Below are 14,919 nucleotides of genomic sequence, written 5' to 3'. Positions count from 1 at the left end.
GGGTGTCAGCAAAGTCATCAGGCTACCTCACACAGGGCGGTGGGATCGATGGAAAGTGACAGGCGCTGACCGTCGGGATGCAGATCCGCCGCCGAACGGTTGAGCACATCCACCACCAGTTCCACGCCTCGGGCTTCGACGCGGTAGCGGATCACGTTGCCCAGCAGGCTGTGGCTGCGGATTTGCGCGTCGGGTTCACCGCTGAGGCTCAGTTCAATGGCTTCCGGGCGAATCGCGATGCGGTGGTTGATCGGCCGCTGCAACAGCTTCGAGGCACTCTCGGCATCCAGCAGGTTGTAGTTGCCGATGAAGCCGGCGGCGAATACGTCGACCGGCGCGGTGTAGAGGGTTTCGGCATCGCCGCTTTGTACGATCTTTCCCTGATTCATCAGGAAAATCCGGTCAGACATGGTCAGGGCTTCTTCCTGATCGTGTGTGACGAAGATCGTGGTCAGGCCAAGTTCGCGCTGGATCTGACGGATCTGTTCGCGCAGGTGTTTGCGAATCCGCGCGTCGAGGGCCGACAGCGGTTCATCCAGCAGCAACAGGCGTGGACGGGTCACCAGTGAGCGGGCGAGGGCGACACGCTGGCATTGACCGCCGGACAGCTGATGCGGATAGCGACTGGCGAAGTCGTTGAGTTCAACCAGTTTCAACACTTCGGCAACCCGCTTGTGGCTGTCGTCGGCGTTGACCTTTTGCATGCGCAGGCCGAAGGCGACGTTCTGCTCCACGGTCATGTTGGGGAACAGCGCGTAGCTCTGGAACACCATGCCGATCCCGCGTTTCTGCGGGGTGAGCGGCACGATGTCGACGCCATCGAGCAGAATCTTGCCGCCATCCACCGGCGTCAGCCCGGCGATGCAACGCAGCAGGGTAGATTTGCCGCAACCGGACGGGCCGAGCAGGGTGACGAATTCACCCTTCTGGATCTCGCAGTTGATATCGCTGAACACCGTGGTGCCCGCGTAGTTTTTTTGCAGGTGTTGGACGCTGACATAGCTCATTCGCTTTTGTCCTTGTTCAAGATGTTGGCGACCCAGGTCAGGACCAGCACGAAAAAGAAGTAGGAGATCACCAGCGCACTGGTGAAGTGGCCGCTGCTGTTGCGCATGTTGTTCAGATAAACCTGCAGGGTTTCGTAGCGGGTGCCGACCAGAATGTTGGCGAACACGAACTCACCGAACAGGAACGAGAACGACAGCAGCAACGCAACCATCAGGCCTTTGCGCAGGTTCGGCAGCACCACCAGGAAGGCTGCCTGAAAAGTGCTGGCGCCAAGCAGTTGGGCGGCGTCCATCAGGTCGCGCAGGTTGATCGCTTGCAGGTTGTTGGTGATCGCCCGGTACATGAACGGCAGCGCCACGGTGAAGTAGCAACCGATCAGGATCCACGGCGTGCCGACCATTGCGAACGGCCCGGAACCGTAGAGCTGCAACAGGCCCACCGACGACACCACCGGCGGCACCGCGAAGGGCAGCAGGATCAGGATGTTCATCAGCGCATCGAGTTTCGGGAAGTGGTAATGCACCACGAACAGCAGCGGCAGGATCAGCACCACCGACAGAATCAGCGCGCCGACGCACACCAGCAACGACTGGCCGAAGGCGTGCAGAAAGCGCGGATCGCTCCACAACTGGATGTACCACTTGAAGGTGAAACCGCTAGGCAGGATGGTGGCCGACCAACTGCTGGCGATCGAGTAGATCAGCGTGCCCACCAGCGGCAGCAGCAGGATGGCGAACAACAGATAGACCACGACGCGGTGGTAGACGCCGGCCGGGCCGGATTCAGCGCGAGACATGGTAGCTCCTCTTCAGCAGCAGTTGATGCACGACGGTCACCAGGGTCATCAGCGCCACCAGCACCACGGCCAGGGCGCTGGCTAGGTTCGGGTCGAGGGAAATGTCGCCGGACACCATTGCTGCGATGCGAATCGGCAATACGTTGAAGTTGCCGGTGGTCAGCGCGTAGACCGTGGCATAGGCGCCGAGGGCGTTGGCCAGCAGGATCACGAAGGTGCCGAGCAGGGCCGGGGTCAGCACCGGAAGGCCGATGTGGCGCCAGAACTGCCAGCCGTCAGCGCCGAGTAGCGCGGCGGATTCGCGCCAGTCTTCGCGCAGGGCATCGAACGCCGGGTACAGCAGCAGGACGCCGAGGGGAATCTGAAAGTAGGTGTAGAGGATGATCAACCCGGTCTTCGAGTACAGGTTGAAGTCCTCGATGATCCCTGCCTGTTTCAGCATGATGGTGATGCTGCCGTTGAAGCCGAGCAGGATGATGAACGCGAAGGCCAGGGGTACACCGGCGAAGTTGCTGGTCATGTTGGCGAAGGCGTTGACGAAGTTGCGCAGTTTCGAATCGACCCGGCGCAGGGAGTAGGCGCCCAGCACCGCGATGATGATGCCGAACACACTCGACCAGAAACTGATTTCGAGGCTGTACTGGATCGCCTGCAGATAGAACTTCGAACTGAAGATCTTGCTGAAGTTGGCGAAGCCCCAACCGAATTCTTCCGATTGCAGGCTGTTGATCATCACCCAGATCAGCGGGGCGATTTCGAACACGATAAAGAACAGCGCGAAAGGCACCAGGCACAGGGCGGCCAGCCATTTGCCGCGAGTCATTGAGTTCACTTGAGCAACTCCCGGCACACAGGTTTGTCGTGGGGTACGCCGAGCAGTTCGCAGACGGTGCCGCAGATGTCGGTCTGCTTCGGTGCAGCTTCGCTGTCCAGGCTGAAGGCATCACCGAGTACGAACAACGGCACCTGACGTTCTTCCGGTAGCAGGCCGTTGTGCGAGCGGTCGTTGTTCATGCCGTGGTCGGCGGTCACCAGCACCTGGCAGCCGGCGTCGAGCCAGGCTTGCAGGTAGTCGGCTAGGATGATGTCGGCGCTGCGCGCGCTGTTGCGGTATTGCGGGGTGTCGAGGCCGTGCTTGTGGCCGGCGTCGTCGATGTTCATCGGGTGGATCAGCAGAAAATCCGGGGCGTGGCGCAGGCGCAGGTTTTCCGCGTCAGCGAACAGGTGCGAATCTGGGTAGTGATCGTTCCAGTAGAAGTGGCCGTGCTGGATCGGTAGCGTCGGGTCATCGGTATGCCGATCCCGTGCCGCCACGAACGGCGAGCGGTTGTAGAGCTCGCTGACCCAATGGTACGCCGCGGCGGCGGTTTTCAGACCGGCATCGCGGGCGTAGTGATAGATGCTGCGCTGGTTGGACAGGCGCGAGACGTTGTTGTGGACGATGCCGCTGTCGATCGGCGGCACCCCCGTGAGGATGCATTCGTAAAGCGGTCGGGACAGGGCCGGCAGCTCGCACTCCAACTGATAGAGCGCGGCGCGTCCTGCGCCAACGTAAGCCTGCAGATGCCCCATGGCGTGACGCGCAACCTCGTAGTTGAGGCCGTCGAGCACGACAAGGATGACGGTGTGCTTCATAGGGGCAAAAACTCCGCGAAACAGAAAATTTCAGATTCAGTCGGGAGCCCTTGTGGGAGCGAGTAACCTCGCTCCCACAAGGGATCTCCAGCAATCCCGGAAGCGGGACTTACGGGCTTACTTCATCTCGACGATGACTTCTTCGTTCCACTTCTGCGGCAGGGCCTTGGAGGTTTTTTCCCACGCATCGGCGTCCTTGATCGGCGTGACCTTCTTGTACTGCTCGTTTGGCAGCAGCTTGGCTTTCACGTCTTCCGGCAGTTGCAGGTGCTCGGCGCGGATCGGGCGGGCGTTGCCGCGGGCGAGGTTGGTCTGGCCGGCGTCGCTGAAGATGTATTCGCGGGTCAGCTTGGCGGCGTTCGGGTTCTTCGCGTATTTGTTGATGATGGTGGTGTAGCCGGAAATCACCGAGCCGTCGGACGGGATCAGCACCACGTAGTCATCCGGGTTGGCCATCTTGGCCTTGTAGCTCAGACCGTTGAAGTCCCAGACCACGCCGACTTCGATCTCGCCTTTTTCCATGGTGGCGATGGTCGGGTTGGCCATCGACAGACGCCCCTGCTTGGCGATATCTGCGAACAGCAGCAGGGCAGGCTGGAGGTTTTTCTCGTCGCCGCCGTTGGCCAGCGCAGCGGCGAGTACGCCGTTGGCAGCCTGTGCGGCAGTGCTCACGTCACCGATGGAAACCTTGTATTTGCCGCCCTTGAGGTCAGCCCATTTGGTCGGCACTTCGGAGCCGTGCAGCAGTTTCTTGTTGACGATGAAAGCGATGGTGCCGGTGTAGGCCAGTGCCCAGTTGCCGTCCTTGTCCTTGGCCCATGCAGGCACTTGATCCCAGGTGGTCGGCTTGTACGGTTGCACCACGCCCTGCTTGACCGCGATCGGGCCGAAGGCCGCGCCGACGTCACCGATGTCGGCAGTGGCATTGTCTTTTTCTGCGGCGAACTTGGCGATTTCCTGGGCCGAGCTCATGTCGGTGTCGATGTGTTTGAGGCCGTAGTTCTTGGCCAGGTCTTCCCAGGTGCCTTTCCAGTTGGCCCAGTCATCGGGCATGCCGACGCTGTTGACGGCGCCTTCCGCTTTCGCAGCGGCTTCGAGGGTTTTCAGATCATCAGCCGCCATGGCGGCGGTGCACATGGCAATGGTCGAGCCTAACAGTGTTGCCAGGAAAAGCTGTTTCATTCCGAAGCTCCTTGGTCGTGTTCAACGCTGCGATTGCGGTTTGTGTTGGTCTAGGTCAGCAATACCTGAGCCAATGTAGGGGGGCTGGATGACACTTTGATGTCGGCGGATACCCGACCCGCGTTTTATTTCTCCGGTATCGACGGCTGCCCGCTAAGCGTAGACCACCCGCAAAGTCCCGGTGGGCAAGGGACTTGGCCGATGTATTGCAAGTTGTCAGGGCGACCGTTCGGTAGTTTTGTCATCTCTCGGTCATCTGCACTGCCTAGGCTTGCAACACGACCAAACGGCGCAATAGCTGTGCGGTTTTGCCCCGAAACAGTGCTGGTCTAGTCCAGATAGGTAACGTTGATGCGCGATGAGGCAACAAAAGCGGTGACAGCGATTGGCCAGATCCTTCAGGAGCAACTCGACCATGGGTTGCTGGCGGCAGGGAGCAAGTTGCCGGCCGAGCGCAAGCTCAGTGAGCTGTTCGGCACGACGCGGATTACGGTACGGGAAGCCTTGTTGCAGCTGGAGGCGCAAGGGCAGATTTATCGCGAGGAGCGGCGGGGCTGGTTCGTGTCGCCGCCGCGTCTGGCCTACAACCTGATGCAGCGCAGTCACTTTCACGCGATGGTCAGTGCGCAGGGGCGGGTGCCGTCGACCGAGGTGATTTCGGCGCGGTTGCAGCCGGCGTCAGCGGCGGTCTGTGCGTGGTTGCAGTTGCCGGCGTTGTCGAGCGTGATTCAGATTTGCCGGTCGCGGCGGATCGATGGGCGGCTGGTGTTGTATGTGGAGCATTATCTGAATCCGCAGTTTTTTCCGGGGATTCTGGAGTTTGATTTGAATCAGTCGATTACCGAGCTGTATGCGCGGCATTACGATTTGCACTATGGGCGGGTGCGGTTCGAGATTGTTCCGACGTCGTTGTCGGTGGAGGCGGCGGCGGGGTTACGGGTTTCGGTGGGGAGTCCGGGGTTGAGGATTGCTCGGGTTAATTATGATCAGTTTGGGCGGTTGATTGATTGTGATCTGGAGTTTTGGCGGCATGATGCGATTCACGTTGGGGTTGATGTGGTTTGACCTTGGCGGCCTCTGGGCCGACCAGGTTTTGGGTTGTTTTGGGTGAATATCCGTTGCTTCGGGTGCGGCGGCTGACGGTTTCGCCCTTACGGCGAGTCACTTTTTTCAAACGCCAAAAAAGTAACCAAAAACGCTGGGCCCCGGCGTTCGGCGCCTCGCTGAGGCTCGGCGTTCCTTCGTTCCGGGATTCATCCGGGGGCATCGCCTACGGTTTGCTTCGCTGCACCTCCTCTCGATGCATGCGGCTTCGCCGCACGGTCGCTGCGCTCCCACCCCCGGATAAATCCCTCCACTCAGCCTTCCGATGGGGCCGGCACGTCAAGAGCGGTACTCGAGCTAACGCTCATTGTGTTGAGTGGTGGGAGTTGGCTTGCCAGCGAAGAGGGCTTTGACGGTAGCCCTATTCTTGAGTTTGGCCACCACCGCCTGCTGTGATCACTTGCACGTTCATTCTTGGTGTTGCGAGGTCCAGGCCGGCTTCATCCAGATGTCGTTTCAGCGACAGATTGAACGCCCGTGAAACTTCCCACTGTTTGATCGGTGCGGTCTTGAACCTTGCACGCAATATCGCGTTGCCGGATTCAAAGCTTTCCACGCCCTGAAATTCCAGCGGTGACCAGATGTTGCGTCGTTGCAGCGGATCTGTGCGCATTTTCTGGCCGACATCGCGCATCAGTTTGATGGCTTCGTCGATGCTCATGTTGAACGGCACGGCCACGCGGAAGATGGCGTAGCCGAATTCGCGGGAGTAGTTTTTGATGCTTTTGATTTCGCTGAACGGGATGGTGTGGACGATGCCGTCGATGTCCCGCAGGCGGACGGTGCGGATGGTCAGGCCTTCAACGGTGCCCAGGTGGCCGCCGACGTCGACGTAGTCGTCGATGGCCAGGGAGTCTTCGATGATGATGAACAGGCCGGTGATCAGGTCGGCCACCAGTGACTGGGCGCCGAAGCCGATGGCCAGGCCGATCACGCCGGCACCGGCCAGCAGGGGCGTGACGTTCATGCCCATGTTTGCGAGGGCGACGATCAGGGCGATGATGAAGATCGCCACGAACAGCACGTTGCGGATCAGCGGCATCATGGTTTGTGCGCGGGCGTTGGCCAGGCCTTTGCGGGAGCGGGTGAGGGCGTGGTGCACGGCGGTGTCGCTGAGGATCCAGATCAGCCACGCGAAGATCAACGTGCCGATCAGGCTGAACAGTTTGACGCTGACGTCGTGGCCTTCGCCTTCGGTGAAGCCGATCAGCGACATGCCCCAGACCCGCAGGCCGAGTTCGATGAAGGCCAGCCACACGATCAGGTGGGCGAGGGTGTAGAAGAAGCTTTTCAGGCGCTCGGAATACAGCGCGTGGCGTTTCGGTCCGCGTTGGGGTTTGAGGGCGTGACGGCGGACGAGGCCGTTGATCACCATGCACAACACCAGCAGCACGGTGCAGATCAGCGACTGGCGCAGGGCGGTGCTGGTGTCGCCGGCGGAGACGAAGGTGGCGAACAGGGAGATGCCCACCAGCACCAGTGCCGGGATGTACCAGAAGGTGCCGAGGATTTCGATGGTGTCGCTGAGCGCGCGGCGGGTCAGGCGGCGGGACAGGGGCTGGTTGCGGATCAGGTGGGCGATCGGCCGGCGGAAACGCAGGATGAACAGCCCGGTCGACAGCGCCGCGAGGACGTTGGCGACGGTGGCAGCGGTGTGGGCCAGGTGTACGCCGAGGGCGGCCACCAGTTTTGGATCGCTCAGGGCTTCACCGAAGGCGGCGAAGCTGCCGATCAGCCACAACGGGCGGAAGGCCTGGTGACGCAGGATGTACAGCGCGCGATGACGGTGCGGGCCGTCGAGTACGGAGAAGGCGATCACGCAGATCGCCGAAAAACAGGTGCCGACCACCAGCGCGTAAGCCAGCACCATCGCCAGGCTTTTGCCCAGTGACGAGGGCAGTGCGTAGCTCATGTAGACCGTGATCACCAACGCGATCAGCCAGGGGCCGAGCTTGCGCAGGGCGAAGCGCAACATGTCGAGTGCCCGGGGATTTTGCGGCAGTTCTTCGGTCAGGCCGAAGCGCATGCGTACCCGGTGGCCGAGCCAGATCAGCGCGGCGGCGAGCAGGCTCCAGACCGCGAGGATCACGGCGAAGGCAAAGATGATCGGCAGCCATTCGCTGGCCGGCAGCATCAGGCCTTTCAATTCGTCCGTGGCCATGTCGAATTCGGCGGACCAGCGATTGAGCGGGCTGTCGGCGCCGGTGAACTGTTTTTCGAAGGTGGCGAGGGTGCCGCCGATCAGTCCCAACACACCTTCTTCCGGGCTGGCCTGGGCTTTTTTCGTGGCGTCGCGGAGTTTTTTCAGGTCGGTCAGCAACTGGGCGCGTTGCTTGTCGTTTTCCAGCGACTTGATGACTTCGTCCAGCGACTGGCCGAGTGGTTCCTGAGCTTCGGGCTGAGCCTTGCCGGAGCCCGTGAGCAGTCCCGGCAGACCGGCAGCGTCGGCAGGTGCCGGCGACATCAGGGTCATCAGGCAGACGAGGAGCAGGCAGGGCAGGGCAAAAAGACGAGCGAACACTAGGCGGTCAACCTCGCAAGGGGCGGATCGGGCGAGTGTACGAGCCCGCCAGATTCAATGCGAGCCGGGCGCGGATTTATTCGTTGAGTTTGGCGAGGATCTTGTAGACCACGGTGGCCAGGATCATCAGCATGCCGATCCACATGGCGAACACGCCGGCGTTCTTGTCACGGAAGTTGAAGCCGATGGCCAGCAGAATCATTCCGCACAGGATGGGAATGAGCATGGAGTGGAACGCAGACATCGAGATCATGGCGACAGCCTTGTCGAAAGGGATAATTCAAGTCTAGGTGGGTTTTCGATGAACGGTGCTGATGTGTATCAGAAATGAGCCGGTTCTACAGGCCGGGGGATCGCAGCTCCACGCTGCGATCCCGGCTGTTTCTTATGGCAACTCGCGACTGGCGTAGAACGCGCTCAGCACTTTGACCAGGTGCGCCAGGTCGTGGCTGCCGCACAGTTCGCGGATCGAATGCATGGCGAAGGTCGGCAGGCCGATGTCGACCGTGCGCACGCCCAGGTGGCTGGCGGTGATCGGGCCGATGGTCGAACCGCAGCCCATGTCGCTGCGCACCACGAAGCTTTGCACCGGCACTTCTTCGGCCATGCACAGATGGCGGAAGAAACCGGCGGTTTCGCTGTTGGTGGCGTAGCGCTGATTGCTGTTGACCTTGATCACCGGGCCGGCGTTGAGTTTCGGGCCGTGGTTGGCGTCGTGTTTCTCGGCGTAGTTCGGGTGTACGCCGTGGGCGTTGTCGGCCGAGACCAGCAGGGATTTCTGAATGGTGCGTACGAATTCGTCACCTTCCGGCAGCAGACGGCGCAGGGTCTGTTCCAGCATCGGGCCGTCGGCGCCACACGCCGAGCAGGAGCCGACTTCTTCGTGGTCGTTGCACACCAGCACGCAGGTTTCTTCGGTGTCGGCGGTCAGCAAGGCTTGCAGGCCGGCGTAGCACGACAGCAGGTTGTCCAAGCGCGCACCGGCGATAAAGTCGCCGTGCAGACCGATAACCGCTGCGCTTTGGGTGTCGTAGAAACTCAGTTCGTAATCCAGCACCACGTCGGCGTTGAGGCCGTGCTCGCGGGCCAGTTGATCGGTGAGCACCGCGCGGAAGTCCACGCGCTCGTCACCGGCGAACTGCGCGAGAATCGGCGGCAGTTCGGTCTGGGCGTTGATGGCCCAGCCCTGGTTGGCTTCACGGTTGAGGTGAATGGCCAGGTTGGGAATGATCGCAATCGGGGCCTTGAAGTCGATCAGTTGGCTTTCGACCTTGCCGTCGCGGCGGAAGGTGACGCGGCCGGCCAGCGACAGGTCGCGGTCGAACCATGGCGCCAGCAGCGCGCCGCCGTAGACTTCGACACCCAGTTGCCAGAAGCCCTGGCGCTGCAGTTCAGGTTGTGGCTTGACCCGCAGGCACGGGCTGTCGGTGTGGGCGCCGACCAGACGGATGCCGTCGTGCAGCGGCGAGTTGCGGCCCATCTTGATCGCGACAATCGAGGAATCGTTACGGGTGACGTAGTAACGACCATTGGCTTCGGTGTGCCAGGTTTCGCGCTCGTCGAGGCGCACATAACCGGCGGCCTCCAGGCGTTGAACAAGGCTGGCGGTGGCGTGGAACGGGGTAGGGGAGGCCTTGAGGAAGTCGATCAGGCCTTGGTTCAACTCTTCGCGCATAAGAAGCTCCAGACAGCAATGGGCGGGAGTTTAACGCATCGGCCTGATGCTTGGGACATGACATGTGCCGCTCGCGTCAACGAGCGGCGGCCACGCGTTTTTTCAGGTAGTTCATGATCGCTTTTTCGTCTTCAGGCTTGTCCGGGCGAGGCAGTTGCTTTGGCCAGCGGCTTTGCTCAAGAAGCTTTTTCTGTCGGCTCTCGTCCCAGCGCAGGATCTCCCGCGAGGCGCATTCCCACCACTCATGACGACAGGCGCTGTAGTAAGGGTGATCCGGCGCGGCGCTGCCGTACAACAGATCCCGGCCGACCTTGCGCATGGCGCCGCTCTGGTTGCGCAGTTTCCATTTGATCTTCAGCCGCTGCCAGGCGGACGGAAAGGGTTTGACCCGAGGTACGTCAGTGCACAGGTCCACCAGTCGCTGACTGAATTTCTCGCCGTGCTGAGCGAAGAAAAACGCCTGCATCGCGTGGAAGAAACGCTTTTCCGCGAAGTAGTGATAGACGTGTTTGCGCGCTTCCATCACCGGCCGTTCGCGCATTGCGTAGGACAGGGCGATCTGCTCGATGGTGTGAATCTCGAACCCGCCGGCCGTCCACTCGTCAATCAGGCGGATCGACTCTTCGAACAGCGCAGAGTCGCGGTCGGTGATGCCACACAGGCCGCTGTTGTAGAGCTTGAAACCGTTCTGCGGGGAAACACCGTGGACGCTGAGGTCGCGAGCGAGCTTCAGGTAGTCCGGCCGTTCGAAGACGTCTTTCCAGTCGTATTCGAAGCGATCCATCACCGACTGATTTGCATCGATGTATTGGAACAGGCTGTTCGGGTGGCTGGTGAACAGCGTGTCCGTGTCGACGAACAGGGTTTTCTCGGCCAGTTGCATACCGGCGGCAATCGCGCAGGCCTTGCGCCGATGGTGGTAGCCGTTCTGCCCTTGCCAGCGAGTCAGGGTCGCTTCGTCGAGCAACACGGTGTCGACTGGCCAGCCTTCGTAATCCTGCGGTCGGTCAGTGAGGATTCTGATCGCCGGGCGCTTGCCGTTTTTGGCCTGGGACAGGGCGGTCAGGATGCTGAACTTGGCTTCGCGCCGGTAGACATCCTGATTGCCGTAAATCAGGTAAAGCAGTTGATGACGGGTCTTCTTGACGGGTGTTGCCAGGGAATCAGTACAACTCATCCGGAACAAAATCCTTTAAATCGGGCAACTGTCGGTCTGACAGTGCTTAAAACGGTGCCGGGCATTCGAAGCGCAAACGCTCGCCGGACTGGGGATGGGTGAAGCTGAGCATGCTCGCGTGCAGGCACAGGCGCGGCCAGGCAGCCAGGGCTTGCTCGTGGGCGTAGAGGCCGTCACCGAGCAACGGGTGACCGATCGACAGCATGTGCACGCGCAACTGGTGCGAACGCCCGGTGATCGGCGTGAGCTCGACGCGACACCAGTCGCCGCAGCGCTCAAGTACACGCCAGAAGGTCAGCGCGTGCTTGCCGAGTTCGTGATCGACCACGTGACGCGGTTTGGTCGGCGGGTCGTAGCGCAAGGGCAGGTCGATGCTGCCGCTGTCCAGTTCCGGCTGACCCCAGCAGAGCGCAGTGTAGGCTTTCTCTGTTTCACGATCGTGAAACTGCCGCGACAGTTCGCGGTGGGTATCGGCGTCACGGGCCAGCAGAATGATCCCCGACGTTTCCCAGTCCAGGCGATGGACGATACGCGCTTCCGGGTAGCCGTTTTCCTGCAGGCGGGTGATCAGGCAGTCCTTGTTGTCGTCGGCCCGGCCAGGGACGGAGAGCAACAGGGTCGGTTTGTTCACCACCAGAACGGCGGCGTCCTGATGAATGATTTGGACGTTGGACAACGGCATTAAAACAGCCTCGTAACAAATGCCAACGGCGGCTCAGGGCCCCTCCGGTGTCGGAAGGGCCCTGAGCCGCCGTCGTTCCTGCCGGATCGACTCAGCGGTCTGGCAGGGTGATGTTGAGTTCCAGAATCGAGCAGCTGCCCTGGCTCTCCAGTGCCACGTGTACGTCGTCGTTGCCGATGTTGACGTATTTGCGGATCACTTCCACCAGTTCCTTCTGCAAGGATGGCAGGTAGTCAGGGGTGCTGCGCTGGCCGCGTTCATGCGCCACGATGATCTGTAGACGCTCTTTCGCGACCGAGGCGGTACTTGGCTTTTTGTTGGCACGAAAGAAGTCAAAAAGGTTCATTACCTACCTCCAAACAGACGCTCGAAGAATCCCTTCTTCTCGACATTCAGGAACCGGTGTTCTTTTTCCTTGCCCAGCAGGCGATCAACGGTATCGCTGTAGGCCTGGCCGGCGTCGCTCTGATCATCGAGGATCACAGGTACGCCCTGGTTGGAGGCCTTGAGTACGGCCTGGGATTCCGGAATGACGCCCAGCAGGCGCACGGCGAGGATTTCCTTGACGTCTTCGACGCCCAGCATCTCGCCTTTTTCGACGCGCTCCGGGTGGTAGCGGGTGATCAGCAGGTGTTCCTGGATCGGCTCTTCGCCGCGTTCGGCGCGACGGGACTTGCTGGCCAGCAGGCCGAGCATGCGGTCCGAGTCACGTACCGAGGACACTTCCGGGTTGGTCACGACGATCGCTTCGTCAGCGAAGTACATGGCCAGGTGGGCGCCTTTTTCGATACCCGCCGGGGAGTCGCAGACGACGAACTCGAATTGTTCCTTGAGCTCCATCAGGACTTTTTCCACGCCTTCCTGTGTCAGCGCGTCTTTGTCGCGGGTCTGGCTGGCGGCCAGTACGTAGAGGTTTTCCAGGCGCTTGTCTTTGATCAGGGCCTGTTGCAGGTTCGCTTCGCCGTTCACCACGTTGACGAAGTCATACACCACGCGGCGCTCGCAACCCATGATCAGGTCAAGGTTACGCAAGCCCACGTCGAAGTCGACGATCACTGTTTTGTGGCCGCGCAGAGCGAGGCCGGTACCGATAGCGGCGCTGGTGGTGGTCTTACCCACACCACCCTTGCCGGATGTAACCACGAGAATCTTGGCCAAGGTGTTTCACCCCTAAGGAAGAAGGACTGTTCAGCCCCTGAAAAACATCTCTAGAAAACTACTGCAGTCGGACAGCCTTGGCTGGAATTCGGCTTTTGGCCTTTTTCCTACTTCGTTTGAGCCGTTTTCGCTACGTTTTAGAGATGCTTGGAAAATGCGGCAGTATCCGTTAAAGCCGAATGATGTTCAACACGTCGCCCGACAGGCTGACCTGTACGCCCGAACCCCACATCGGATCGCGACGCAGGTCTTCGGAAACCTTGTAATGGCCTGCGATGGAGATCAGTTCAGCGCTCAATTGCTGACAGAAAATCCGCGCCTTGGTGTCACCCTTGACCCCGGCCAGCGCACGACCGCGCATCGGGCCGTATACATGGATGTTGCCATCGGCGAGAAGTTCCGCCCCCGGACTGACCGAGGAAACCACCACCAAATCGCCACCTTGCGCATATATCTGTTGGCCACCACGTACTGGCGTGGTGATGACGCGGGTCGGTTTGACGGCTGGCTCCGGCGGCTTTTCCGGCTTCTTCGGTGCGACGGGTTCAGCGCTTTCCAGCGGTCGTTCGCGGGCGCCGGACGGCGGCAGCACCGGGATGTCGATGGCGATGGCGGCGGCGATGTCTTCGATGCGGCTGGCGCGGATCGCCAGGGTGCGCAGGCCGTGCTGACGGCACACGCGCATCAGGCCCGGCAGGTCGACGGCGCCTTCGCTTGGCGGCAGTTTGTCCAGCGCCAGAACCAGCGGCGCGTTGCTGAAGAAATTCGGTGCCTGGGCGACTTTGGCGGCCAATTGCCGATCGAGGCTGTCCAGGTCGTTGCGGGACAGCTCCAGCACTGTAATGGCGAGCATGCTGCCCTTCAGCTGGAACACGGGATCTTGGTCTTTCGGTTCGGTTTGGCTCATGTCGGCATACAACGGCTTGTCACTAAAAGTGCCGAGACTTATAACGAGAACGCCCGCAGGCCGCAAGCCGGGTCGAACGATGTAGAATGCGCGGCCACTGTATTTACGGAAGCTTTAATGGATCGCCCGCGTTTTCGAAAAGCATTTCTTGCCCCACGCTTCTGGCCGCTCTGGTGCGGCCTCGGGCTGTTGTGGCTGATCGTGCAGCTGCCGTATCCGGCCTTGCTGGCCATCGGTCGTTTTCTTGGTGCCCTGATGTATCGCTTCGCCGGCGACCGGCGGCGCATTGCCAAGCGCAATCTGGAACTGTGTTTCCCGGAAAAATCCGCGGCCGAACGCAAGCGCCTGCTCAAGGAAAACTTCGCCTCCACCGGCATCGCTTTCTTTGAAATGGCGATGAGCTGGTGGTGGTCGCGTCAGCGCCTGGCGAAACTGGCTCACGTCGAAGGGCTGGAACATCTACAAAAGGCCCAGCGCGAAGGCAAGGGCGTGATTCTGATGGCGGTGCATTTCACCACCCTGGAAATCGGCGCGGCGCTGCTCGGTCAGCAGCACACCATTGACGGCATGTACCGCGAGCACAAGAACCCTTTGTTCGACTTCATCCAGCGTCAGGGCCGCGAGCGGCACAACCTCGATTCGCTGGCGGTGGAGCGTGACGACGTGCGTGGCATGCTCAAGTTGCTGCGCGCGGGCCGGGCGATCTGGTACGCGCCGGATCAGGACTACGGCGCCAAGCAAAGCATCTTCGTGCCGCTGTTCGGCATTCAGGCCGCGACGGTCACCGCCACCAGCAAGTTCGCCCGTCTGGGCAAGGCGCTGGTGGTGCCGTTCACCCAGGAGCGTCTGGCCGACGGCAGCGGTTATCGTCTGGTGATTCATCCGCCGCTGGAAGGTTTCCCGGGCGAGACCGAAGAAGAAGATTGCATCCGCATCAATCAGTGGGTCGAAGGCGTGTTGCGTGAGTGCCCCGAGCAATACCTGTGGGCACACCGGCGCTTCAAGAGCCGGCCACCGGGCGAGCCGAAGCTGTACGCCAAACGCGGTTGATTGACCCATCCCCATAAGCACCAC

At 60.9% G+C, this 14,919-nt stretch carries 15 protein-coding genes; 2 read left to right on the top strand and 13 right to left on the bottom strand.

Annotation, left to right across the window (positions count from 1 at the left end):
* Nucleotides 1-17: 17 nt before the first annotated feature.
* From AC1RT4_RS22880 to AC1RT4_RS22860, 5 genes are all read right to left on the bottom strand, one after another.
* Nucleotides 18-1,007: an ABC transporter ATP-binding protein gene (locus tag AC1RT4_RS22880; protein WP_011333173.1), complete on the bottom strand. Its 990-nt coding sequence runs from the start codon at nucleotides 1,005-1,007 to the stop codon at nucleotides 18-20.
* The gene (locus AC1RT4_RS22875) at nucleotides 1,004-1,804 is read right to left on the bottom strand and encodes an ABC transporter permease (RefSeq protein ID WP_007960203.1); all 801 of its coding nucleotides are present in this window, start codon (nucleotides 1,802-1,804) and stop codon (nucleotides 1,004-1,006) included. Before AC1RT4_RS22875 ends, AC1RT4_RS22880 begins: the two co-directional genes overlap by 4 nt.
* A complete protein-coding gene (locus tag AC1RT4_RS22870; RefSeq protein ID WP_162130491.1) occupies nucleotides 1,791-2,627 on the bottom strand; it encodes an ABC transporter permease in 837 nt (278 codons plus the stop codon). Before AC1RT4_RS22870 ends, AC1RT4_RS22875 begins: the two co-directional genes overlap by 14 nt.
* Nucleotides 2,628-2,632: 5 nt before the next feature.
* Complete coding sequence (locus tag AC1RT4_RS22865) at nucleotides 2,633-3,439, bottom strand: alkaline phosphatase family protein (protein ID WP_493088016.1); 807 nt, start codon at nucleotides 3,437-3,439, stop codon at nucleotides 2,633-2,635.
* 117 nt (nucleotides 3,440-3,556) lie between these two features.
* Entirely contained in the window at nucleotides 3,557-4,621 is a 1,065-nt protein-coding gene (locus tag AC1RT4_RS22860; RefSeq protein WP_115077089.1) for an ABC transporter substrate-binding protein, read from the bottom strand.
* A gap of 351 nt (nucleotides 4,622-4,972) precedes the next feature.
* Between AC1RT4_RS22860 and AC1RT4_RS22855 the strand changes: the two genes are divergently transcribed.
* Nucleotides 4,973-5,686 carry a UTRA domain-containing protein gene (locus AC1RT4_RS22855; protein ID WP_007960207.1) on the top strand — a complete coding sequence of 238 codons (714 nt, stop codon included), beginning with the start codon at nucleotides 4,973-4,975 and terminating at the stop codon, nucleotides 5,684-5,686.
* A gap of 400 nt (nucleotides 5,687-6,086) precedes the next feature.
* On the opposite strand, the gene AC1RT4_RS22850 is transcribed toward AC1RT4_RS22855, so the two are convergent.
* The 8 genes from AC1RT4_RS22850 to minC all read right to left on the bottom strand — a co-directional run bounded on the left by AC1RT4_RS22850 (nucleotide 6,087) and on the right by minC (nucleotide 13,845).
* The gene (locus AC1RT4_RS22850; RefSeq protein WP_493088013.1) at nucleotides 6,087-8,246 is read right to left on the bottom strand and encodes a mechanosensitive ion channel family protein; all 2,160 of its coding nucleotides are present in this window, start codon (nucleotides 8,244-8,246) and stop codon (nucleotides 6,087-6,089) included.
* Nucleotides 8,247-8,322: 76 nt separating this feature from the next.
* Nucleotides 8,323-8,499: a hypothetical protein gene (locus AC1RT4_RS22845; RefSeq protein WP_007960078.1), complete on the bottom strand. Its 177-nt coding sequence runs from the start codon at nucleotides 8,497-8,499 to the stop codon at nucleotides 8,323-8,325.
* Nucleotides 8,500-8,631: 132 nt separating this feature from the next.
* Entirely contained in the window at nucleotides 8,632-9,921 is a 1,290-nt protein-coding gene (locus tag AC1RT4_RS22840) for a M18 family aminopeptidase (RefSeq protein WP_007960074.1), read from the bottom strand.
* A 76-nt stretch (nucleotides 9,922-9,997) separates the two neighbouring features.
* Nucleotides 9,998-11,098 (bottom strand): hypothetical protein, encoded by a 1,101-nt coding sequence (locus tag AC1RT4_RS22835; RefSeq protein WP_493088011.1) that lies wholly within the window; start codon nucleotides 11,096-11,098, stop codon nucleotides 9,998-10,000.
* A gap of 46 nt (nucleotides 11,099-11,144) precedes the next feature.
* Nucleotides 11,145-11,780 (bottom strand): RluA family pseudouridine synthase, encoded by a 636-nt coding sequence (locus AC1RT4_RS22830; protein ID WP_007960072.1) that lies wholly within the window; start codon nucleotides 11,778-11,780, stop codon nucleotides 11,145-11,147.
* 91 nt (nucleotides 11,781-11,871) lie between these two features.
* On the bottom strand, nucleotides 11,872-12,126 hold the full coding sequence (gene minE, locus AC1RT4_RS22825; protein WP_007960071.1) for a cell division topological specificity factor MinE: 255 nt from the start codon (nucleotides 12,124-12,126) through the stop codon (nucleotides 11,872-11,874).
* Complete coding sequence (gene minD / locus AC1RT4_RS22820) at nucleotides 12,126-12,938, bottom strand: septum site-determining protein MinD (protein WP_064378705.1); 813 nt, start codon at nucleotides 12,936-12,938, stop codon at nucleotides 12,126-12,128. Before minD ends, minE begins: the two co-directional genes overlap by 1 nt.
* Nucleotides 12,939-13,107: 169 nt before the next feature.
* A complete protein-coding gene (gene minC, locus AC1RT4_RS22815) occupies nucleotides 13,108-13,845 on the bottom strand; it encodes a septum site-determining protein MinC (protein WP_007960063.1) in 738 nt (245 codons plus the stop codon).
* Nucleotides 13,846-13,962: 117 nt separating this feature from the next.
* Between minC and AC1RT4_RS22810 the strand changes: the two genes are divergently transcribed.
* Nucleotides 13,963-14,895 carry a lipid A biosynthesis lauroyl acyltransferase gene (locus AC1RT4_RS22810; protein ID WP_115077092.1) on the top strand — a complete coding sequence of 311 codons (933 nt, stop codon included), beginning with the start codon at nucleotides 13,963-13,965 and terminating at the stop codon, nucleotides 14,893-14,895.
* Nucleotides 14,896-14,919: the final 24 nt, after the last annotated feature.

This window comes from Pseudomonas sp. GW821-FHT11D10, assembly GCF_058808435.1.
Note: the sequence above shows the minus strand (reverse complement) of the source record. Positions and strands in the feature narration are given on the sequence as shown.